Source organism: Mycobacterium sp. IDUB_17 (assembly GCF_055419465.1).
In genome coordinates this window covers 68,964-90,386 of record NZ_JBVAXS010000003.1, presented here as the reverse complement: position 1 = coordinate 90,386, position 21,423 = coordinate 68,964, and the positions used below count along the sequence as shown (strand labels likewise).

At 66.1% G+C, this 21,423-nt stretch carries 21 protein-coding genes and 1 pseudogene; 9 read left to right on the top strand and 13 right to left on the bottom strand.

From position 1 onward, the window contains the following. Positions 1–64: 64 nt before the first annotated feature. Entirely contained in the window at positions 65–979 is a 915-nt protein-coding gene (locus tag ACZYZ7_RS13450; RefSeq protein ID WP_450070868.1) for an alpha/beta fold hydrolase, read from the top strand. On the opposite strand, the gene ACZYZ7_RS13445 is transcribed toward ACZYZ7_RS13450, so the two are convergent. The 7 genes from ACZYZ7_RS13445 to ACZYZ7_RS13415 all read right to left on the bottom strand — a co-directional run bounded on the left by ACZYZ7_RS13445 (position 954) and on the right by ACZYZ7_RS13415 (position 9,246). Further along, positions 954–2,093: an acyl-CoA dehydrogenase family protein gene (locus ACZYZ7_RS13445; protein ID WP_463741115.1), complete on the bottom strand. Its 1,140-nt coding sequence runs from the start codon at positions 2,091–2,093 to the stop codon at positions 954–956. The two genes, ACZYZ7_RS13450 and ACZYZ7_RS13445, sit on opposite strands and share 26 nt — an antisense overlap. A 56-nt stretch (positions 2,094–2,149) precedes the next feature. After that, positions 2,150–3,784: an outer membrane protein assembly factor BamB family protein gene (locus tag ACZYZ7_RS13440; RefSeq protein WP_463741114.1), complete on the bottom strand. Its 1,635-nt coding sequence runs from the start codon at positions 3,782–3,784 to the stop codon at positions 2,150–2,152. 152 nt (positions 3,785–3,936) lie between these two features. Continuing rightward, positions 3,937–4,320: a RidA family protein gene (locus tag ACZYZ7_RS13435; protein WP_463741113.1), complete on the bottom strand. Its 384-nt coding sequence runs from the start codon at positions 4,318–4,320 to the stop codon at positions 3,937–3,939. A gap of 124 nt (positions 4,321–4,444) precedes the next feature. Then, positions 4,445–5,893: a Re/Si-specific NAD(P)(+) transhydrogenase subunit beta gene (pntB, locus tag ACZYZ7_RS13430; RefSeq protein WP_463741112.1), complete on the bottom strand. Its 1,449-nt coding sequence runs from the start codon at positions 5,891–5,893 to the stop codon at positions 4,445–4,447. A gap of 35 nt (positions 5,894–5,928) precedes the next feature. Then, the gene (locus ACZYZ7_RS13425; protein WP_450070863.1) at positions 5,929–7,452 is read right to left on the bottom strand and encodes a Re/Si-specific NAD(P)(+) transhydrogenase subunit alpha; all 1,524 of its coding nucleotides are present in this window, start codon (positions 7,450–7,452) and stop codon (positions 5,929–5,931) included. Positions 7,453–7,570: 118 nt separating this feature from the next. Beyond that, the gene (locus ACZYZ7_RS13420) at positions 7,571–8,587 is read right to left on the bottom strand and encodes a magnesium transporter CorA family protein (RefSeq protein ID WP_463741111.1); all 1,017 of its coding nucleotides are present in this window, start codon (positions 8,585–8,587) and stop codon (positions 7,571–7,573) included. Continuing rightward, complete coding sequence (locus ACZYZ7_RS13415; protein WP_450070861.1) at positions 8,584–9,246, bottom strand: TetR/AcrR family transcriptional regulator; 663 nt, start codon at positions 9,244–9,246, stop codon at positions 8,584–8,586. Before ACZYZ7_RS13415 ends, ACZYZ7_RS13420 begins: the two co-directional genes overlap by 4 nt. A 123-nt stretch (positions 9,247–9,369) precedes the next feature. On the opposite strand from ACZYZ7_RS13415, the gene ACZYZ7_RS13410 reads away from it, so the two are divergent. After that, positions 9,370–10,683 carry a cytochrome P450 gene (locus ACZYZ7_RS13410; RefSeq protein ID WP_450070860.1) on the top strand — a complete coding sequence of 438 codons (1,314 nt, stop codon included), beginning with the start codon at positions 9,370–9,372 and terminating at the stop codon, positions 10,681–10,683. 56 nt (positions 10,684–10,739) lie between these two features. Beyond that, positions 10,740–11,354, top strand: a complete 615-nt coding sequence (locus ACZYZ7_RS13405) for a DUF3159 domain-containing protein (protein WP_450070859.1) — start codon at positions 10,740–10,742, stop codon at positions 11,352–11,354. A 13-nt stretch (positions 11,355–11,367) separates the two neighbouring features. On the opposite strand, the gene ACZYZ7_RS13400 is transcribed toward ACZYZ7_RS13405, so the two are convergent. The 3 genes from ACZYZ7_RS13400 to ACZYZ7_RS13390 are packed head-to-tail and all read right to left on the bottom strand — an operon-like array spanning position 11,368 to position 14,679. After that, positions 11,368–13,137, bottom strand: a complete 1,770-nt coding sequence (locus ACZYZ7_RS13400; protein ID WP_450070858.1) for an oleate hydratase — start codon at positions 13,135–13,137, stop codon at positions 11,368–11,370. Positions 13,138–13,153: 16 nt separating this feature from the next. Beyond that, complete coding sequence (locus ACZYZ7_RS13395; RefSeq protein ID WP_450070857.1) at positions 13,154–14,011, bottom strand: 3-hydroxyacyl-CoA dehydrogenase; 858 nt, start codon at positions 14,009–14,011, stop codon at positions 13,154–13,156. Beyond that, the gene (locus tag ACZYZ7_RS13390; RefSeq protein WP_450070856.1) at positions 14,008–14,679 is read right to left on the bottom strand and encodes a TetR/AcrR family transcriptional regulator; all 672 of its coding nucleotides are present in this window, start codon (positions 14,677–14,679) and stop codon (positions 14,008–14,010) included. The genes ACZYZ7_RS13395 and ACZYZ7_RS13390 overlap by 4 nt, the downstream gene beginning before the upstream one ends. A 188-nt stretch (positions 14,680–14,867) precedes the next feature. Here ACZYZ7_RS13390 and ACZYZ7_RS13385 point away from each other — a divergent pair, with 188 nt between their 5' ends. From ACZYZ7_RS13385 to ACZYZ7_RS13375, 3 genes are read left to right on the top strand one after another with little or no spacing between them, the layout of a single operon-like run. Beyond that, positions 14,868–15,731, top strand: a complete 864-nt coding sequence (locus tag ACZYZ7_RS13385; protein ID WP_450070855.1) for an ABC transporter permease — start codon at positions 14,868–14,870, stop codon at positions 15,729–15,731. Next, positions 15,728–16,768, top strand: coding sequence for a taurine ABC transporter substrate-binding protein (locus ACZYZ7_RS13380; RefSeq protein ID WP_463741110.1), 1,041 nt, complete (start codon positions 15,728–15,730; stop codon positions 16,766–16,768). Before ACZYZ7_RS13385 ends, ACZYZ7_RS13380 begins: the two co-directional genes overlap by 4 nt. Continuing rightward, positions 16,749–17,537, top strand: coding sequence for an ABC transporter ATP-binding protein (locus tag ACZYZ7_RS13375; protein ID WP_450070853.1), 789 nt, complete (start codon positions 16,749–16,751; stop codon positions 17,535–17,537). Before ACZYZ7_RS13380 ends, ACZYZ7_RS13375 begins: the two co-directional genes overlap by 20 nt. A gap of 24 nt (positions 17,538–17,561) precedes the next feature. Here the strand turns inward: ACZYZ7_RS13375 and ACZYZ7_RS13370 are convergent, their stop codons facing one another. Then, the gene (locus ACZYZ7_RS13370; RefSeq protein WP_463741109.1) at positions 17,562–19,004 is read right to left on the bottom strand and encodes an MFS transporter; all 1,443 of its coding nucleotides are present in this window, start codon (positions 19,002–19,004) and stop codon (positions 17,562–17,564) included. Further along, positions 19,001–20,116 carry an FAD-dependent monooxygenase gene (locus ACZYZ7_RS13365; RefSeq protein WP_463741108.1) on the bottom strand — a complete coding sequence of 372 codons (1,116 nt, stop codon included), beginning with the start codon at positions 20,114–20,116 and terminating at the stop codon, positions 19,001–19,003. The genes ACZYZ7_RS13370 and ACZYZ7_RS13365 overlap by 4 nt, the downstream gene beginning before the upstream one ends. Positions 20,117–20,239: 123 nt before the next feature. Here ACZYZ7_RS13365 and ACZYZ7_RS13360 point away from each other — a divergent pair, with 123 nt between their 5' ends. The 3 genes and pseudogenes from ACZYZ7_RS13360 to ACZYZ7_RS13350 form a co-directional block, all read left to right on the top strand. Further along, positions 20,240–20,848: a TetR/AcrR family transcriptional regulator gene (locus ACZYZ7_RS13360; protein WP_463741107.1), complete on the top strand. Its 609-nt coding sequence runs from the start codon at positions 20,240–20,242 to the stop codon at positions 20,846–20,848. A 24-nt stretch (positions 20,849–20,872) separates the two neighbouring features. Next, the gene (locus ACZYZ7_RS13355; protein ID WP_463741106.1) at positions 20,873–21,058 is read left to right on the top strand and encodes a hypothetical protein; all 186 of its coding nucleotides are present in this window, start codon (positions 20,873–20,875) and stop codon (positions 21,056–21,058) included. Positions 21,059–21,130: 72 nt separating this feature from the next. Continuing rightward, a pseudogene (locus tag ACZYZ7_RS13350) lies at positions 21,131–21,250 on the top strand (CGNR zinc finger domain-containing protein); the annotation flags it as partial. Here the strand turns inward: ACZYZ7_RS13350 and ACZYZ7_RS13345 are convergent. Beyond that, on the bottom strand, positions 21,251–21,361 hold the full coding sequence (locus ACZYZ7_RS13345) for a hypothetical protein (protein WP_003883225.1): 111 nt from the start codon (positions 21,359–21,361) through the stop codon (positions 21,251–21,253). Positions 21,362–21,423 lie beyond the last annotated feature (62 nt).

Here is a 21,423-nt window from a genome sequence, read left to right as displayed (position 1 = left end):
GAGACTCCGTTCACCGGGGAAAACGGCTGGTGGACATCGGCGCCTCGGCATTAGCGTGCGGAGCATGAAATTGCGCATCGCCGTGGGCGTGCTCGTGCTGGCCGTGGTGGCGTTGCTGCTGAACGAACTGGTCGTGACCAGAACGCATCGCCAGGCCGAGCCTTTCGCCGGCGGACATGTGCTGGAGCTCGACGGCCCCGATCTCAACGTGCGGGAGTACGGGCCACCGGGGGAGCGCGCGGTGGTGTTGCTGCACGGGTATTCGGCTTCCATCGAGTGGTGGGAACGGGTGGCCCCGCAATTGGCCCGCGATCAGCGGGTGATCGCCATCGATCTGGTCGGCCATGGCGGCTCGGAGGCACCCAGCGCCGCCACTGCGTATCGCTCGGCCGAGCAGGCCAAGGCGGTTCACAATGCGCTGGTGCAGCTCGGCGTCCAGCATGCGGTGCTGATCGGGCATTCGATGGGTGGCGCGGTTTCGGCCGAACTGGCCCGGCAGTATCCGGATCAGGTGGAGCGCGTGGTGGTGTCCGATACCCCTGCGGCTGACGATCTGGTCGCCATGCCGCTGCTCGGAAAGATGGTGTGCTGGCCGGTGATCGGCCCGGCGCTGGACCGATTCCGGACAGTCGATGCCATCACCGAGAGCTCCCTGCAGACCGGATTCGCCGCGGACTACCCGGTGCCGGACTTCGCGTACCGCTCGTTGAAGCGCCTCACCTACGCCGGGGTGTGCGACTCCACAGAGGGACCGCACCCGGTGGTGGAAACGCTTGCCGCACTGCACAAGCCGGTGCTGGTGCTATGGGGCGACCAGGACGTGCTGACCCCGACGGCTCCCAACGTCGAGCGTTACACCGCGGCCGGGCTGACGCCGGTGGTGATCAAAGGTTCCGGACACAGTCCGATGGTCGAACAGCCAGATCAGTTCCTGGCTACGGTGACGGAGTTCCTCAAGAGCCCAGTCCCCGCGAGATGACCAGGCGCTGAATCTGGTTGGTGCCCTCGAAGATCTGGGTGATCTTGGCTTCGCGCATGTACCGCTCGACCCGGAAATCGCGGGTGTAGCCGACACCGCCGAACACCTGCACGGCATCGGTGGTGACCTTCATGGCGGCGTCGGTGGCGATCAGCTTGGCGACGCTGGCCTGGGTGGAGTAGGGCAATCCGAGGTCGCGACGCCGCGCCGCATCCAGATAGGTGGCCCGCGCGCTGACCACTGCGGCTGCCATGTCGGCCAGCAGGAACCCGAGGCCCTGGTGGTCGATGATCTTGCGGCCGAAGGTGGTTCGCTCATTGGCGTACCGGACGGCCTCGTCCAGGGCGGCCTGGGCGATACCGACCGCGACGGCGGCGATGCCGAGCCGGCCGGAGTCCAGCGCGGAGAAGGCGATCGAAAGACCTTGTCCCTCTTCCCCGATCAGCCGGTCGGCGTCGATGCGGGCATTGTCGTAGAACGCCGAGGTGGTGGGCACCGCGTGCAGACCCATCTTCTCCTCGGGTTTGCCGAAGCTCAGCCCCTCGAGATCGGCGGGGACCAGGAAGCAGGAGATGCCCTTGCTGCCCTCACCGGTGCGGGCGAACAGGGTGTAGAAATCGGCCTTCCCGCCGTGGGTGATCCACGCCTTGGAGCCGTTGAGTACGTAGGCGTCGCCGTCCCGGGTTGCCTTACAGCTCAATGCGGCGGCGTCGGAGCCGGCCTGCGGTTCGGACAGGCTGTAGGCACCGATCTGCTCGCCGGAGAGCATGCCGGGTAGCCAGCGCTTCTTCTGCTCCTCGCTGCCGTAGGCCAGCAGCGGGTGCGAGGACAGGCTGTGCACGCTGACCGCGACGCCGACGGCAGCCCAGCGCGCGGCGATCTCCTCGAGGACCTGCAGGTAGACCTCGTACGGCTGGCCTCCGCCACCCCACTGTTCGGGCTGGGGCAGGCTCAGGAGCCCCGCCGCGCCGAGTTGGGCGAAGACGCCCTCGGGGTAGGTCTCGGCTTTCTCGTGCTCGTCGACGATCGGATCGAGCACCTTGTCAGCGACATCGCGGGTCAGTGCGATGAGCTCACGAGCTTCGTCAGAGGGCAGGAGGCGGTCAACCGGCATAGTTGCACATCCTAGTTTCTCCGCGGGCCGGGGCGACGAGCCCGGATTCGGTCCGGTTAAAGCCAGCGGAAAATCCCGTCGTATGTGGAGAACAGTCCGCTGCCTGCCCACAATGACAGCGCCAAGTTGGAAACGCCGGACTTCCGCCACACCTCTTGTCCCGTTGTCCCGTCAATCGCCACAACTTCGTCGTTGTGTTCGGTGTAGGTGCCGAACAGCATGCGTTGACCGTCGGACCCGAGGAACTTGAAGTACGTGCCCATGCTGAGCTCCGTCGGTGCCTCCACAAACGGGTTGTCACTGTCGGTCTCACACGTCTGGACCTTCACACGCACGACACTGTCATCACGCAGGATGATGAAACACGTGGTTCCGTTGCCGTATGCCGCGATGCTGCGGGTTCCGTTCTGACCAACGTGCCGGGTCCACAAGGCGCGGCCGGATGCCGGGTCGAAGGCACGCAGGTCGCCGCTGGCCTCGTTGTAGGCCAATGGGTAGTAGAGGCCCGATGATCCGGAGGTTTGCAGATTCAGGCCGACCGACCAGCGGTGACCGTTGGTTCCGAACCCTTCGACAAACGTGAAGCCCTCACTCGGAACGGATGCGGTGTTGGTACCCCCGAAATCATAGAAATCGAACGTCTGTCCGTCTGACAACGCAAACCCCGATGCGAAAGCAGCGCTTCCGAGTGCGCTCGCACCTTGGAGGATTGGGTTTCCGGTGTTGGCATCGAGAACTCGGCCGTCTAGGGCTACGACGATGCCCTGATCGCCGTAAACTGCCACATTCTGGTGACCGGTCGACCTCGGATCCACTTGCTTGTCGGGGGTACGCCAACCCACCGAGCCGTCCGCTCGGTAGCCCACCACCTCATCTTCGAGCACGACGACGAACCCGTCGCCGGCGCTGTACATACCTCGGATCTCTCCCCAGTAGGTCCCGGGCACCTTCGTGCTGTTCTTCTCGGCGCCCGTTGCTGTGTCGAAAAACACGAGCCCAATGCCTGTGTCAGTGGATTGGACACCGTCACTGAAGGCACACCCGATGGTCGTGGCCGCCCGGTCAATCACGCATTTCGAGAACATGTAGTTGAGGCTGCTGCCCGCCAGGCTGGCCGGCATCACCGGCTTCGGCCAGCGCGGCTGGCCATTCCCGGCATCTACTGCGAGCACACCTCGGCCTTGTTGGTTGTCAACACTGACCACGAGGGTGTAGGCATCGCCGCCCAAAATGTGGTTGGAGACGCTGTCCGGGCGATAGTTCCAGCGTGGTTTGTCGAGTGGCTTTTCGAGCGAGGGCACCAGTTGATCGCGTGGTGGTCGCAGTGCACCCAACGGCGGCACGGACGTCGGCAGCGGCGACGCCGTGGCCGGGCTGGTTGCGTCACGGGTATTCAGATGCCACAGCAACGCTCCGGTGCCCACTGCCGTGACGACCACGGCAGCCACCACTGTGATCACCAGCCACCGCTTGTTGCGGCGCGGCGGCTCCGGCGTGGGAGCGCCCTGCCCGTATCCCGCCTGAATCACCGGAGGCTGCCAGCCACCTGCCCCGAACGGACTGGGGGCCGACGGTGGCAGGCCTGCGTGCTGGAACGGGTCGGGGTTCGCCGGCGTAGGCATTCCCTGGAACGGGTCCGGGGCCGAAAACGGTCCGGACGGCGGCGGAAATCCCGCGGGCGGGTAGGTCATTGAACCCCTCCATCAATCACCAGGCCAGCAATCTCAATCACCCTATAAGAGGGTGATCGCGGGCCCGCGACCCAATTTGCGGGAGAAGAAGTCGGTGGTGCGCACGTTCGACACAGTGCCCCCCGAGGGACATTGCCGAGGGCGGGAGGCGGTCAGCGCATCCGCGCGATGATCTGAATCTCGACCAGCGCACCCGGCACGGCCAGCTCGGTGACGCCGACCGCGGTCCAGGCCGGGTACGGCGCGGGCACGAACTCGTCTTTGACCTCGCCGAATACCTGCACGTGTTGTTGCAGGCCGACGTGGTAGCTGGTGATGTCGGTGACGTCGGCGAAGGTCAGCCCGGCCTCGGCGAGCAGCCCGCGCAGGTTCTCGAAGGCCTGGGTGAACTGTGCCCGGGGCTCCTCGGCAACGCTCATGTCGGGGTGGATCCCGATCATCCCCGAACAGCGCAGGTGATCGCCGTCGATGACCGCGGGCGCGAAGTGGTGGGCGTCGCACATCGGCTGCATCCACTGCGGGACAACTATTTTCATGCTTGGCTCCTGGTTCAGCGCAGCTTAGCCGCACCTTGTCCCGCGAGCAGACACAAAACTGCCCCTTCTCCGAGGAAAAGGGGCAGTTCTGTGTCTGCTCGCCGGAGAAATCCGGCGGAAGAAACTAGACGTGCTCCGCCACGGGCAGCGCCGCGAGGATGTCGTTCACGCGGTCGCGGGCGTCGCCGAACAGCATCTGGGTGTTCTCCCGGAAGAACAGCGGGTTCTGCACACCGGCGTAGCCCGAGGCCATGGACCGCTTGAACACGATGACGTGGTCGGCGTTCCACACCGTGAGCACCGGCATGCCGGCGATCGGGCTGCTCGGATCCTCGGCCGCGGCCGGGTTCACCGTGTCGTTGGCGCCGATCACGAGCACGACGGAGGTGCCGTCGAAGTCGTCGTTGATCTCGTCCATCTCGAGCACGATGTCGTAGGGCACCTTGGCCTCGGCCAGCAGCACGTTCATGTGACCGGGCAGGCGGCCGGCGACCGGGTGGATGCCGAAGCGGACGTTGACGCCGCGCTCACGCAGCTTGCGGGTCAGGTCGGCGACACCGTACTGGGCCTGGGCCACGGCCATGCCGTAGCCGGGCGTGATGATGACCGAGTCTGCTTGGGCCAGCAGGTCGGCCGCACCCTCGGCGTTGATCTCGCGGTGCTCGCCGTAGTCCTTGTCCTCGGCGGGCCCGGCCTCGATGCCGAAACCGCCGGCGATCACGGAGATGAACGACCGGTTCATCGCCTTGCACATGATGTAGGACAGGTACGCACCGGAGGAGCCGACGAGCGCGCCGGTGATGATCAGCAGATCGTTGGACAGCAGGAAGCCGGAGGCGGCCGCGGCCCAACCGGAGTAGCTGTTGAGCATCGAGACCACGACGGGCATGTCGCCGCCGCCGATCGAGGCCACCAGGTGCCAGCCCAGCAGCAGCGCGAGGACGGTGACGGCGACCAGCAGCCACAGGTTCGGGGAGATGACGAACCACACGGTCAGTGCGACGAACAGCACGAGCGAGCCGACGTTGAGGAAGTTCTTGCCCGGCAGCATCAGCGGCGCGGACTTCATGCGGGCCGACAGCTTGAGGTTAGCCACGATCGAACCGGTGAACGTGACGGCACCGATGAAGACACCGATGAACACCTCGGCCGAGTGGATGCCGAGCATTTTCTCGCCGACGAGCTTCACGGCTTCGTTGCCGCCGAGGTCGTTCTCGACGTGCAGGTAGCCGTTCCAGCCGACCAGGACGGCGGCCAGACCGACGAAGCTGTGCAGCAGCGCGATCAGCTCGGGCATGCCGGTCATCTCGACGACCTTGGCTCGCCACAGGCCGATCGCGGCGCCGACGAGCATGGCGCCGACCAGCAGGGCCAGGCCCAGTGGCTCGATCTCGCGGTTCCAGGCCAGCGCGATGGTGGCGATCAGGGCGACCGCCATGCCGACCATGCCGAAGGTGTTTCCGGCCCGCGACGTCTCATGCTTGGAGAGGCCGGCCAGAGCGAGGATGAACAGCAGGGCAGCGACGACGTAGGCCGCGTTCGCCACGTTGGTGATGGTTTCTGCGTTGAACATGAATCCGTTCCAAAGGTTTCTGAGGTTCGCAGGCTCTAGCTGCGGGAGAACATGGCCAGCATGCGGCGGGTCACCGCGAAGCCACCGAAGACGTTGATGCTGGCGAGCAGAATCGCGACGCCGGCCAGGGCAGTGATCGGGGTGTTGTGATGCCCGATCTGCAGCAGGGCACCCACCACGATGATTCCGGAGATCGCGTTGGTCACCGACATCAGCGGGGTGTGCAGCGCGTGGTGCACGTTGCCGATGACGTAGTAGCCGATCACGATCGCCAGCGCGAACACCGTCAGGTGGACCTGAAGCGCTGCCGGCGAGGCCGCGATCAGGGCGAACACGGCGGCCGCCGCGGCGAAGGTGACGCCGAGCCTGCGCCCGGTCGACATCGGCCGCTTCTCCGGCTTGACCACCGGAGCGGCGGCGGGTTGCGCGGCCGGCGCGGCGGAGACCTGCACCGGCGGCGGGGGCCAGGTGGTCTCGCCGTCGCGCACCACGGTCATCGAGCGCTGCACCACGTCGTCCCAGTCGAGGACGACCTTGCCGTCCTTCTCCGGGGTCAGCAGCTTGAGCAGGTTGACCAGGTTGGTGCCGTACAGCTGGGAGGCCTGGGCGGGCAGGCGGCCGGCCAGATCGGTGTAGCCGATGATCGTCACGCCGTTGTCGGTGACGATCGCCTGGTCCTTGACGGTGCCCTCGACGTTGCCGCCGTTGGCCGCGGCCATGTCGACGATGACGCTGCCCGACTTCATCGAGGCGACCATCTCGGCGGTGATGATGCGCGGCGCGGGCCTACCCGGGATCAGCGCGGTCGTGACGATGATGTCGACGTCCTTGCACTGCTCGGCGTACAGCTGCGCCTCGCGGGCCTTGTAGTCGTCGTCCATCTCTTTGGCGTAGCCGGTGGCGGAGACTTCGGCCTGCTCGTTCGCGACGGACAGGTACTCGCCGCCCAGCGAGGCGACCTGATCGGCGACCTCGGGGCGCGGGTCGGTGGCCCGCACGATGGCGCCCAGGCTGCCTGCGGCACCGATCGCGGCCAGGCCGGCGACACCGGCACCCACCACGAGCACCTTGGCCGGGGGCACTTTGCCCGCCGCGGTCACCTGGCCGGTGAAGAACCGGCCGAAGCTATGGGCGGCCTCGACCACGGCGCGGTAGCCGGCGATGTTGGCCATCGAGGACAGCACGTCCAGGGACTGGGCCCGCGAAATACGCGGCACCGCGTCCATGGCCAGCACCGTGATGGGCCGAGTGGACAGCTTCTCGACGAGCTCGGGCTTGAGCCCGGGTGAGATCAAGCTCACCAGCGTCGCTCCATCGCGCAGCTTGCCGATCTCGGCATCATCGGGCGCGTTGACCTTGAGCACCACGTCGGCGTCCCACGGCGTGCCGATCTCGGCACCGGCCTCTACGTAGGCGGCGTCGGAGAAGCTCGAGGCAGCACCGGCGTCGCTTTCTACGACTACCTCGTACCCGAGCTTGATAATCTGTCCGACAGTCTGCGGCGTGGCGGCGACGCGCGTTTCCCCTGGTAGGGACTCGCGCGGGATCCCGATGAGCATCGACTCCGCTCCGTTTCTTTCTGGTAGGCCTCTTCGTTCAGCCTGGAAGAGTGTCGCATTTGTGTTCAGATAACGCCCATGCCCCTTTTGGGGGATGTGATCAAAGGCCCAGCTCGGGTTACAGCCAGTCCCGGCGTTTGAACATCACATACAACAGGATGACCAACGCAACAATCAAAATGCTGCTGGCGATGAAGCCGACGACGGTGTTGATTCCCGGGTATATGACGTTCTGGCCGTAGAACCCCGTGATGGCCGTCGGTACCGCGATGATGGCGGCCCAGCCGCTGAGTTTCTTCATCACCGTGTTGAGCCGCGCGTCCTGCAGGGACAGGTTGGTCTCGAACACCGTGGTGACCATGTCGCGCAGGGATTCGGTCCACTCCGAAGCCCGGAGCACATGGTCGTAGAGGTCGGCATAAAGTGGATCGAGCGCGGGTTCCGTTGACGAGTCGAGCCTGCGGTGCTGGATCGTGCTGACCACCTCGCGCATGGGCAGCACCACCCGGCGTAGTTCGACGAGATCCTTGCGCAGCTGGAACGTGCGCCGTTGCAGGCCGCGACGCGGACCGCCGTCGGCGAACAACTCGTCCTCAAGCCCTTCGATGGCATCATCGAGCGCCTCGACGGCCTCGAAGTGCCCGTCGACCACGACGTCGAGCAGCGCGTGGACCAGCGACCCGACGCCGTACCGCTGGCCGCCGAGGTCGTCGAAGCGCCGCGACACCTTGCTGATGTCGAACTCGGTGGTCTCACCGTTGAAGCTGGGCAGCCGGACGGTGATCAGGCCGCGCGGCAGGACGAATGCCGAGATGCGATGTTTGACCAACAGCGATGTGTCGGGCGCCGCGTCCGCCTCCGGCTCCCGGGTGTCGACCGCGTACACCGTGAAAAACGTATGGGTCTGGTACACAGACGTTTTCGTGCGTTCCTTGGGTGCGACGGCGTCCTCGACCGCCCACATGTTGAGCCCGAGCTCGGTGGCCAGTTCACGAAGTGCCTCGTGATCGGGGTCGTAGATGTCGGCCCACAGCAGGGTGTCCTCGTCGGTCAGGCACTCCGAGATGTCCGAGAACTTGAAGCCGTCGTCGACCGGCTGTCCGGCGCGCCAGACCCGTCCCTGCACCTGCCTCACGACGCGGTCACCATCGGCAGCAGGTAGGTGCGCACGTAGTCGCGGGTGTCTTCCAGGCTGGTCAGTTTGATGCCGGTGTGCGGAGTGACGATGAACGACAACGTAAGTCGGGTGTGCAACTCCGCGACGGTACGGATGTGGCGTTCCTGTGCCGGGGTGGTTTCGGACGTCCCGTACAGGTCGGTGCGCAACTGTGCGGCCGAGTGCTCGGTGGCGAAATCGATGATGGCCCCGGCATCGAGGGTGAGGCTGGGCAGGATCGTCTCGGGTTCGGTGCGCAGGAGCTTCTTGAGCAGGGCGTGGTCCCGCAGGAAGGTCACCGTGAAGACGGTGCCGTAGACCATGCGGTCTTCCAGGGTTTCGGCGTGGGCCCGGGCCTGCGCGCTGCCCTCGAGGTAGCGGCGCGCCTCGGACAGCACGAGGGCATCGATGAGGGCGTCTTTGGTGGGAAACCGCCGGTAGAGCGTGGCACGGCCGACACCGCTGCGGCGGGCCACATCCTCCATCGTGGTGCGCCGGATTCCGACGAGTTCGGCTTGTTCGAGCGTTGCGGACAAGATTCGGGTGCTGATCGGGTCGGGCTCGCGCACGCGGGCCAGCACCGCGGGATCCGGTTCGGCGAGGCGTCGCACGAAGTCCGCCGTTCGCGTGGAAGTCACGGAATCCCTCCTTGCTCGTGCGTCCCGACGGCTGTAGCGTAACCAACGAGACTGGCGAGACAATAAACATATCTATGTCTCACACGTCTCATCATAGTTGTCCGAGTCGAAGAGAGGGAGTTCATGAGCATCGGATTGTGGACCCGTTGGCTGGCGCTGCACGCCGTGCCGAAGACGTTCATGTCGTTTCAGGCCCGGGTGGGCAATCCGATGGGCGCGCTCATCTCCAGCCACGGCAAGGGCATCGACTCCTATCCGCTGATGGAGGAGATCAGGCGCCGCGGGCCCCTGGTGAAGACGCCATTTGTCTGGGTGACCGTCGATCACGCCGTCAGCCGGCAGATCCTGCGGGACAAGCGGTTCGGTGTCACCCCGCCCACCGGAATGGGGATGCCGAAACCGGTCCAGCAGCTCTTGGACCGGACCGATCCGAAGGTGGCCAATCCTGTCGAGCCGCCGGCGATGGTCATCGTCGACCCGCCGGACCACACGCGGTACCGGCAGCTGGTGGCTCGGAGCTTCACGCCACGCGCGATCGACAAGCTCGACGACCGCGTGGCCGAGGTGACCACGGAACTCGTCGACCGGCTGGCAGGCACGCCTCGACCCGATCTGATCGCCGATTTCGCTGCCGCTCTTCCGGTCGCCATGATCGCCGAGATCCTGGGCCTGTCCGGCGAAAACCATGCGAAACTGCTCGAGTGGGGTCACGACGGGTCGCCACTGCTAGATATCGGGATCCCCTGGCGGACCTACCGGCGCGGCCTCGACGGGCTGCGTGGTCTCGACAGCTTCCTCGCCGGCCATTTCGACCGGGTCCGGGCTGGAACGGCGGAGGACAACCCGTTCACCAAAATGGCCGCCGACCACACGCTGAACGACCACGAACTCGCCGCCAACGCAGCGCTTCTCATCGGTGCCGGATTCGAAACCACCGTCAACCTCATCGGCAACGGGATCGTGCTGTTGCAGCAGCACCCCGACCAGTTCGCTCTGCTACGCGACGACCCGGACCTGTGGCCCACCGCGGTGGAAGAGATCCTGCGCATCGAAAGCCCGGTTCAGATGACTGCGCGCACTGCGAAGTGCGACGTCGAGATCGCCGGGCAGCGGCTGCGGGCCGGAACCGTGGTTGTGGTGCTGTTGGGTGGTGCCAACCGCGATCCGCGGGTGTTCAGTGAGCCGGCACGCTTCGACATCACCCGCCCCAACGCCCGCGAACACCTGGCCTTCGCCTCGGGTATCCACGCCTGCCTCGGCGCGGCGTTGGCCCGCATCGAGGGTGCCACCGCACTGCGGGCGCTGTTCGAGGCGTATCCCGACCTGCGGCTGACCGAGACTCCCCGCCTGCGTGGGCTGGTCAATCTGCACGGCTATGTGACGCTGCCGGCCATGCTGGGGACCCGGCGGACTGAGGCGGCCGGCCTGGTCTGCTGAGCTCGGTACTCTCGGTGGGGACCTGCCAGATCTTGAACGCGAGGCCCACACTCCCCATGACGGATTCCCCACTCGACGGACTGATGGCGCGCGTCGGCGGTGTCAGCGGCATGGTCTATTCGGCGCTGCCGGTGACGGTGTACGCGACGGTCTCGGCGTTGTCGGGGCGCGTCGCGGCGATCATCGCCGCTCTGGTGACGGCGGCCGTCGTGTTCGGCTGGCAACTGTTGCGCCGCGAATCCGTCAGGCCCGCGCTGTGGGGATTCGTCGGTGTTGCGGGTTGCGGGCTGCTGGCCCTGGTGACCGGCCAGGCCAAAGACTTCTACCTGCCCGGTATCTGGATGTCCTTGGCCTCGGCCATCGTGATGACCGCCTCGATCCTCGTCAGGCGCCCGCTCGTCGGGGTGATCTGGGCCTGGGCCACCGGCCGCGACAGCACCTGGCGCCAGGTCCCCGGGGTGCGGCTGGTGTTCAACATCGTCACCGCGGTCCTGGCGGCGGTGTCCTGGTCGCGGTTCCTGGTGCAGAACTACCTCTACGACACCGGTCAGGACGGACTGCTCGCGGTGGCACGCCTGGCCATGGGCTGGCCGTTGTTCGTCGTCACCACCACACTGGTTCTGCTCAGCGCCCGCTACGCGATCCGGGCGCTGTCGCGCTCGGCGACCTGACCGGTGTCCATCGTCAGCCGTTGCCGGGAATCAACCCGTATTCGGCCAGGAGCTCACCCACCTCGTTGTCGGTGACCTTGCCGATCACCCGTTTGCGAATGATCTCTGGGATGGGCAGATCCACCTCCTTGCCGTCGCGCAGATGCACCGTTCCGGAGATCAGCTTGCGGACGTCGTAGGTGGAGTTGAACACCTCCGGTACCCCGCGCTCGACACCTAGCAGCTGGTAGGCGGCCTCCATGCCGGTGCGCACCGAGTACTCGGTGGTGAAGATGCAGTCCCGAGTGGTCTCGGCGAACTGGCCGATGAAGGCGAAGTTCACCGCGTCTTGCGGGACGACAGCCGGGCGGTCGCCGGCCTGGCGTGGCATGAAGAACGCCGTCACGTAGGGCATCATCGACGGCACCGTCTTGGCGCCGGTGGCGGCCAGTTCGGGAATGTCGGCTTCCGGCACACCGAGGTGGTACAGCCATTCCTGGGTTATCTCCTCGCCGGTGCACTCACTCATCGGCTTCTTGACGTAGTCGCCCGGGGTGTCGACGAACAGTGCGTAGACCCACGCCACGATCTGGTCTTTGGGCTGTTTCTTGAAGTGTGGCTGGCGGTTGACCGTCCAGCTCATCAGCCACTTGGAGTCGCGGGCGGTGACGATGCCACCGGTAACCACCTTGCCGGCGAACGGATCCCGCTTGCAGATCTTCTGGATGTACTCGGGGATGCGAGGGTCGAGCGTGGTGACGGTGGCCGATTCCCACTTGGTTTCCGGGATGTGGCTGCCGAACACGTCGGGACGTCCGAACGACGGGTCCTTGGCGGCGATGCGGCGCCACAGGTCCCAGGCCGGCGCGGGCCCGGTGTTGAGCTTGGCCGGGGTGTGGTGATCACCGTTGTCGGAGTTCTCGGTCAGCGAGCCGATGGTGGTCAGCACCAGGTCGTCCGGGCCGAGGTCGACCCCGCCCGGCTGACCGTCCTTGATCCAGTGAATCCTGGTGGCCTGCTTGCGGTCCGGGGTGATGTCGAAGTCGATGTCGGTGACCTCGGTATCGAAGTGGAAGGTCACCCCCTGATCCAGGAGCCACTTGTGCATCGGCAGCACGAGCGACTCGTACTGGTTGTACTTGGTGAACTTCAGCGCCGACAGGTCGGGCAGACCCTTGATGTGGTGGATGAACCGGTGGATGTAGAGCTTCATCTCCAGCGCGCTGTGCCACTCCTCGAACGCGAACATCGTGCGCCAGTACAGCCAGAAGTTGCTCTCCAGGAAGTCTTTACCGAAGACCTCGTTGATGCGCTTGTTCTCCATCTCTTCGCGCGTCGCGAGGAACACCTTGACGATGTCCTTCTGCGCCTTGGCGTTGAGGGCGAATTTGTTGTCGGTGTGGGCGTCCTGGCCGCGGTTCTCGGTGGCCCGGCACAGGCTGGAATTGGGATCGTCCTTGTTGAGCCAGTAGAACTCGTCGAGCACGCTGGCTCCCTCGATCTCGAGCGAGGGGATGGTCCGGAACAGGTCCCACAGACATTCCATGTGGTCTTCCATCTCGCGGCCACCGCGGATCACGAAGCCCTTCTCGGGTTCCTTGATCCCGTCGAGGGCGCCGCCGGGCAGCGCCAATCGCTCCAGGACGGTGATCTTGTTGCCCGGGAGCTGACCGTCACGGATCATGAACACCGCCGACGACATCGACGCCAGGCCGGCTCCGACCAACCAGGCCGTCTTGTCTTCTACGCCCTCGGGTTTGCGGGGACGTGCAAATGCTTCGTAATTGCCACTGCTGTAATACATCTCGCCCACTTTCTCCTCAGTTGTACTTGTAGAAGCCCTCGCCGGTGGCGAGACCCAACTTGCCTTTGTCGATGTAGTTCTCTTTGAGCCAGGCCGCGAGCTTCTGCGCTTCGGCGTCCCCGTTGACCATGATGTTGTAGGGCGTGGTCAGGCCGATGATGTCGTAGATCTGGAACGGGCCGACGGGTGCGCCGGTGGCGATCCGCCAGGTGTCGTCGACCGCGCTCGGATCGGCGTAGCCGCCGGCGGCGAGCTCGGCGGCCGCGTTGAGGAACGGCACCAGGAGTGAGTTGAGTACGTAGCCGGCCTTCTCCTTGTGCAGTTCGATGGGCACCATGCCGATGGCCTTGGCGAACTCGACCACCGCGGCGAACACAGCCGGGTCGGTGTCGGTGGTCCCCATGATCTCGGCGGTGTTGAACTGCCACACGCGGTTTGCGAAGTGCAGCGCCAGAAACTTGTCGGGCCTCCCGGTGGAGTCCTTGAGGTCACTGGGCAGCAGTGTCGAGGAATTGGTGGCGAAGATCGTCTTGGCCGGCGCGAGTTCACCGAGCTTCTGGTAGGTCTCCCGCTTGAGATCGAGGATCTCGGGAATCGCCTCGATGACCAGATCGGCGTCAGCCACGGCCGCGGCCAGATCGGAGGTCAGCGTGAGCCGGCTCAACGCATCCTGGGCCTTGCCGTCACGGGCATCGGGTACCTCGTTGGCGTAGGTTTCGGCCAGCTTCTCGAAGCGGTCCTTGGCCGTCTCGAGAACCTTGTCGTTGATGTCGTACGTCGTGACGGTGAAGCCCTTGAACGCGGACTGGAACGCGATCTGGGAACCGAGCACTCCGGTTCCGAGCACGGTCACCGTCTTGATCGAGTCGGTCACGATGTTTCTCCTTCTCGTGGTGTTGTGGATGCCAGGAACCCCAGCACGATCTGGTTGATCTGCTGGAGCAGTTCGTGAGCACCGTCGGCGCCCCACTTCACGCCGGTCGACGGCTGGACCACCAACAGATGCAGGGCCGCGAAGACGCTTCTGGCGGCGCGGTCGGCGTTGGCCTGCAACTCGCTGTCGGTGTCGGGATCCGCTGCACGACAGTGCGTCAGGCGGGCGGCGATCGCGTCTTCGAGCCTCTTGACGTGTGCGAGGCCTTCGGCGCGGAAACGCTCGGTGGGGGAGCCGAACAGTAATTCGCGTTGGTATGCCGTCGCGTTGTCCGGCTGACGTGCGGCTTCGGTGATGACGGGCGCCACCATCGCGAACACGGCTGCGCTCGGATCGTCGATGTCGGCCGCGTCGCGCATGCCGGTCTCGATCGCCTGCCGGAACTGGTCGTTGTAGACCATCAGCAGGAGTTCGGCTTTCGATGACGCGTACCTGAACAAGGTGCCCGCGGCGACGTCGGCGGCGTCGGCGATCTGGGCCACGGTGACGGCCTCGAATCCGTGTGCTTCGAAGAGTGTGCTCGCCGCGGCGAAGATCCGCTGCTGTTTGTCGTGCATGTTGCGCGTCCGACGGCCGGTCATGATCACCTCACTAATGAGTGCGCTCATTAATGAACGTACTCATTAGTCGCGCGCCGTGTCAACCCGGGTGGCTAATAAACTCATCTCGATTTCAGACCTTCACCGCGGACGCGCTCGCCGGTAGCAATACCCGGGTGAACGGAATGCTGCCTGGTTGCTGTTGTTGCTGAAGCCAATCGCCACCCCTGCCTTCAGCAACAGAAAGCTGCCCCACAGTGTCTGTGTTCGTCGATATCGTCCCCGGCGAGGCCGAAGCCGGCCCGCCACGTCCCGTTGCGCCGTCGAACCGCTGGCGCACCCTGCTGACCAGGTCCGCGCTGCCGCTGCTGTCGGTCGTGGTGTTCTTCGCGGTGTGGCAGGCCGTCGCCTGGGCGGGCATCTGGAATCAGACATTCGTGCCCTATCCGTCGACGGTCTGGCGCGCGTTCATCGACGTCTCCACCACGCATGACGGGGCCCGCGGCTACGCGGGGTATCTGCTCTACGAGCACCTGTACATGACGCTGCGCCGCGTGCTGGCCGGTGTCGTCATCGGCGTGGTCGTCGGCGTCGCGCTCGGTCTGCTGATGGGCTCGGTCGGCTGGCTGCGCAGCGTGCTCGAACCCTGGCTGACGTTCCTGCGCGCCCTGCCGCCGCTGGCCTACTTCTTCCTGCTCGTGATCTGGCTCGGCATCGACGAGGCGCCCAAGATCACGCTGCTCGCGCTGGCCGCGCTGCCGCCGGCCGCGGTGGCCACCACCGCGGCGGTCGTGGCCGCACCCGTCGGGCTGCAGGAGGCGGCCCGGGCCCTGGGGGCAAGCCGGGCGCAGGTCATCCGCGACGTCGTGGTGCCCTCGGCGCTGCCGGAGACGTTCACCGGAATCCGGCTGGCCGTGGGCATGGCGTACTCGTCGGTGGTGGCCGCCGAACTGTTCAACGGCATCCCCGGAATCGGCGGATTGGTCAAGGACGCAAGCAATTACAACAACACACCGGTCGTGCTGGTGGGGATCTTCGCCATCGGGATCTCCGGCCTGGTGATCGACGGAGGTTTGCGCGCCGTGGAGCGGCGCGCTGTTCCCTGGAGAGGAAAAATATGAGAATCAAGGCGCTGTTCGCCGCGTCGGTGGCAGTGGCCGCCGCGACGTTCGGGCTCTCGGCCTGCGCGGTCGACCACTCCGGGGGAAGCTCCGAGAAGCCCACCATTCGCCTTGGCTACCAGTCCTTTCCGAGTGGGGACCTGATCGTCAAGAACAACAAGTGGCTCGAAGAGGCGCTGCCCGACTACAACATCAAGTGGACCAAGTTCGACTCCGGTGCCGATGTGAACACCGCGTTCATCGCCAAGGAACTGGATTTCGGTGCGCTGGGCTCCAGCCCGGTGGCCCGCGGATTGTCGGCCCCGCTGAACATTCCGTACAAGGTGGCGTTCGTGCTCGACGTCGCCGGTGACAACGAGGCTCTGGTGGCCCGTGACGGCGCCGGCGTCAACTCGATCGCCGACCTGCGGGGCAAGCGGGTCGCCACCCCGTTCGCGTCCACCGCGCATTACAGCCTGCTGGCCGCTCTGGCGCAGAACGGGCTGTCTCCCAGTGATGTTCAGCTGATCGACCTGCAGCCGCAGGCCATCCTTGCGGCCTGGGAGCGGGGCGACATCGCCGCGGCCTACAGCTGGCTGCCCACGCTGGACCAGCTGCGCAAGACCGGGAAGGATCTGATCACCAGCCGGCAGTTGGCCAAGGACGGCAAGCCCACGCTGGATCTGGCGGCCGTGTCCGACGAGTTCTCCATCGCTCACCCGGAAGTCGTCGACATCTGGCGCCAGCAGCAGGCGCGCGCGCTGAACGTCATCAAGAACGACCCGCAGGCCGCGGCCAAGGCGATCGCGGCCGAGGTCGGTCTGAGTCCGGAAGATGTTGCCGGACAACTCAAGCAGGGCGTCTACCTGACCCCGGCCCAGGTGGCCTCCCCCGAGTGGCTGGGTAGTGACGGCGCACCGGGCAACATCGCCGCCAACCTGCAGAGCGCGTCGCAGTTCCTGGCCGATCAGAAGCAGATCCCCGAGGCCGCGCCGATACAGCACTTCAAGGACGCCATCTACACGAAGGGGTTGCCGGATGTCATCGTCAAGCAGTGATGCCTCCGGTGCCCTGTTGATCAAGAACGTCGCGCACCGCTATGGGCGCGGTTCGGAGGAGGTGACCGCGCTCGGCCCGGTGGATCTCGACGTCGAGCCCGGCTCGTTCCTGGTCCTGGTGGGGGCGTCGGGGTGCGGCAAGAGCACACTGCTGCGCCTGATCGCCGGTTTCGAGACCCCGTCGGAGGGCGAGGTCGAGGTGTCCGGTTCCCGTCCGACGCCCGGGGTCACCTCGGGCGTGGTGTTCCAGCAGCCGCGGCTGTTCCCGTGGCGCACCGTCGGCGGCAATGTGGACCTGGCCCTCAAGTACGCCAACGTGCCTCGTGAGCGGCGCGCCGAGCGGCGCGAGGAACTGTTGGAGCGCGTGGGCCTGGAAGGCACCGCCAAGCGCAGGATCTGGGAGATCAGCGGCGGACAACAGCAGCGCGTCGCGATCGCCCGGGCGCTGGCCGCCGAGACCCCGTTGTTCCTGTTGGACGAGCCGTTCGCGGCGCTGGATGCGCTGACCCGCGAGCGCTTGCAGGAGGATGTCCGTCAGGTGAGCGCGGAGTCCGGCCGCACAACGGTTTTCGTGACGCACAGCGCCGACGAGGCCGCGTTCCTTGGCTCCCGCATCGTGGTGTTGACCCGGCGGCCGGGGAAGATTGCCCTGGACCTGCCGGTGGAACTGCCGCGCACCGGCGTCGACGCTCACGAACTGCGACGGTCGCCGGAATACCTCAAGTTGCGGACCGATGTGAGTGAGGCCGTGAAGCTCGCCGCGGCGTAGCCGCGAGCGGCGCGCCGGGGTTTTCTACGTGCTCGCAATGTGGCTTGGAGCCGGATCATCCGTTGACCGCGGTGCGTCAGCCCGGTGTCGCGTCAGCGCGATTGCAGGCACCGCGGCGAGCGTGAAGAGCACCCCGGCCATGAGAACGTAGAGGTGAACGCCAGTGGCCGTGCTCACGGGGGCGCCGTCGGCGAAGGTGCCGGGTATCTGCGTGGCTTTGAGAACCTCGCCTCCGGCGACATTGACGACGACCGATCCGAGGGCCAGCACGACGGACACCAGGCCGGCGATGGTCCCTTGCCGCTCGGGCGGTACGAGATCGGTCGCCAGGTTGTACCCGGAGGCGCCGATCGCTCCCGCCGCGATACCGAGCATGGCTCCGCAGGCGATCGACAGCGGGAGCACTGATACACCCGCCAGCATCGCGAAGGTCGTCACCGCGCCGACGGCGATGCCCCCGAGGAGCGGCAGCGCGGGTCCGAACCGGCCCGCGATCCAGCCCGAGCAGATGCCGCCGATCACGATGCCGACATTGGGGGCGGCGAGCAGCACTGCGACTGCTTCTCCGTGGCCCAGCCCGTAGCCCAGCCCCGCCTCGGGAGGCATCTGGGCGATGATGCCGGTCAGTTGCAGCATGCTCCGGAATGAGCCTGCCGCCAGAACCAGGGCCAGCAGTGTCAGCAGGATGGGGCGGCTAAGGGCCCGGATGTCGATGATAGGTTCGTCGTTCCGCAGCGCGAAGAACGCCCAACCGGCCAACGCGGCGGCACCGGCCACCAGCAACGCGATCATGCTCCCGCAAAGCCAGCCGAATTCTCTCCCGAGGCTGATATAGGCGAGCACCCCGCCGAGACCGCAGCCGAGCAGCAGTGCACCGCCCACGTCGATCCGGCCGGGACTGCGGAACGGCGACTCCGGGACGATGAGACGCACACAGAGCGCCGCCACCGCGGCGAGCAGCGCCGCCGCAATGAACACACTGCGGTAGCCGAACAGGTCGATGACCGGTTTCATCAGGAACGGTTCGAGGATTCCGACGATCGACGAACCGGACGTCACGAGCCCGACCACGGCCATCGCCACCCGCGGGGTGCAGATCTGGCGCGCGAGGGCCACCGTGAGGAAGACGGCGGCGAAGGCGGCGCCCTGGAGCATGCGGCCCGCCAGGAAAATCCAGAGGTCGGGGGCAGCGAGGCAGACCAACGCTCCAGCGCAGGCAAGCAGCAGCGTGCCGATGAGCACCCGGCGCTTGCCGAAGATGTCGGAACTCTTCGCCAGCAGCGGTGACCAGATGGCCCCGGCCAGCATCGCACTGGCGTTCAGCCACGCGGCCTGATCGGTGTCGAAATGATCGAGCAACTGGGGCAGTACCATCATCGGCGAACCGATGGCCATGTCGGCGAGGACGTTGGCGAGGATCAGGACGGCGACCCAGAGGATGAGTCGCCTGCTCCACGTGTCGGTCACTGATGCCCGCTGCTCTGCAGACGCGTGTTACGGGCGGCGATCTCGTCCCAGGTGGCTGGCAGCAGGTGGTCGCGACCACGGTCGACGATCGCCTGGGCGAAGGTGACGTGGGGACGCTGCCGGGCCTCGTACCGTTCGAACGCGGCGGTGAGGTCGGCGGTGTGAGCATCGCCGCACGAGCCCAGCTCCTCGGCGAGAATGTGGGCACCGGTGAGGGCGAGTGAGGTGCCCCGGCCGGAAAGGAAGGCCGGGCAGTACCCCGCGTCCCCGATGAGGGCGACGCGTCCGGAGTGCCAGGACGGCAGATGGATCTGGCTCGCGGCGTCGAAGAAGAACTTGGGGTCGGCGCGGGCCGCGTCGAGCAGCTGGGGGATCTTCCACGAGCTGTGGTCCGCGAATGTGTCGAAGAGGATCCGTTTCTGGGCTTCCAGGTCGCGGTGGTCGTAGTCGAGTGGTTCCGATCGGAACTGGAAGACCGCGACAGTTTTGTCCTTGTACCGGAAGATGCCTGCCAGCCGGTCGGGGACGTTGTAAATCGAATTGGCGTGCTCAGACCACACGTCGCCGGGAAGGTTTGCGAGGGCGAAGTAGACACCGAGGTGGCGTAGGTGGTCCTGTTCGGGCCCGAACACGAGACCACGGACCGCGGAGTGCTGGCCGTCGGCACCGAGCACTAGGTCGTACCGTCCGGTGTGGCCCGACTCGAAACGGACGCGTACGTCGCCGCCGTCGTCGGTCAGCGTATGGATCGAGTCGCCGAAACGGATCGTCACGGCGTCCGGCAGCGCGTCGGCGAGGATGCGCACGAGGTCTTCGCGCAGGATCTCGATGTCGTCGGAACCGCTGTCCGCCAACGGGACCCGGGCTACCGGTGCACCGTCAGCGTCGACGAACTGGCTCGACTCGGACATTTGGAGCCGAAGCGCGCGGATTCTCTCGAGCAGTTCCATCCTGTCCACGGTCTCGATCGCCTCGCCGCGGATGTCGACGGGTGTGCCTTCGAGCCGGAAGTGGTCGGCGTACTCGACGACGGTGACGTCGTGGCCGCGCGTGCCGAGTTCGAGGGCGCCCGTGAGCCCGGCGATACCGGCGCCCGAGATGAGGACGTGCATGGTGTTCCCCTCTTTAAAGCGACTATTTGGCGCTTTAAAGAACACTAGCTACGTCCGGCTTGCACCGCAACGCCCGACCTGGCGACAATCTGCATCGAGCGCAGACCGGAGGTGAGCACGGGGATGGCCGACGGCACTGCGAATCAGCACTCCGCACGTCGGCCCGGTGGCCGCAACGCGCGGGTGCGCGCGCAGATCCTCGGGGCGACGGCCGAACTCGTCGCGCGTGACGGCATCGCAGGCTTCCGCTACGAGGAGGTGGCCGAGCTCGCCGGCGTGCACAAGGCCAGCGTCTACCGCAACTGGCCCGACCGCGAGGAACTGGTTGCCGAGGCCCTGCTGCAGTACGCCGAGGACCTCGCATCCATCGCCGACACCGGTGACATCCGCCGTGACCTCGTGGACTACCTGGTGGCCCTCGCCAGTGGCCTGGACACACCGTTCGGCCAGGCACTCGAACTGGCCATCCAGCCCACCCACGACAACTCCGCCGTCCGGCAGGCGGTGGCCCGGGTCCTCGAGCAGCGCGGAGCCGCCACGCAACGGCGGGTGGATCTCGCCGTCGACCGTGGTGAACTGCCACCGGTCGACAGCGCTTTCCTCGGCGAGATGATCGCCGGGCCGGTGCGCCTCATCGTCAACCGCGGCGTGCGCCCGTTCACCCGTACCGACGCCGAACGCATCGTCGACGTGGTCCTTGCCGGCATCCGGGCCACCGCACCGCAAGCCTGAACGCGGACCCCCATCGAAGTGGGAATGCTGTTGCTCCAGAAGGCATCTCAGCGGTTGACCAGCAACACGCCAAGATTACGTGAGGGCTACGGGCGCTCCGATGCGCCGGTGGTCACCGGGTTCGACGACACCTTCGACGCCCTGGCCGAACTGGTAGCGCGCGGCCAGCCGCGGGATGAGGTCGCGGAACCGGGTCGGCGGTTGCGTTGACGGCGTACTTCAACGTTGCGGCCATACGGGCGCATGCGACGGAGAACGGCGTGAGCTGGGAACTGGATGTGTTTAGATCGGACGGAGCCGCACACCGCACGTTGGTGTTCGATGGCTACCTGCGGAAACCGCATGAAGGCGCGCCGGTATCACCGGCGCGCCAGGACTGCGAAGACTGACGAACAGTCCTGATTACACCGGGGGATAGGCCGGTGGCGGATACACGCCACGAAGACCCCAGGCCAGCCACGGAAAGAAGAAGTCGCTCTCGTCGCTGAGGTCGTAGTCAGGATTCGGATCCATTCCCGCAGTCTAGACGTACTACGCAAGGCCGGAACAGAGATTGCCTACACTGTTCAACCATC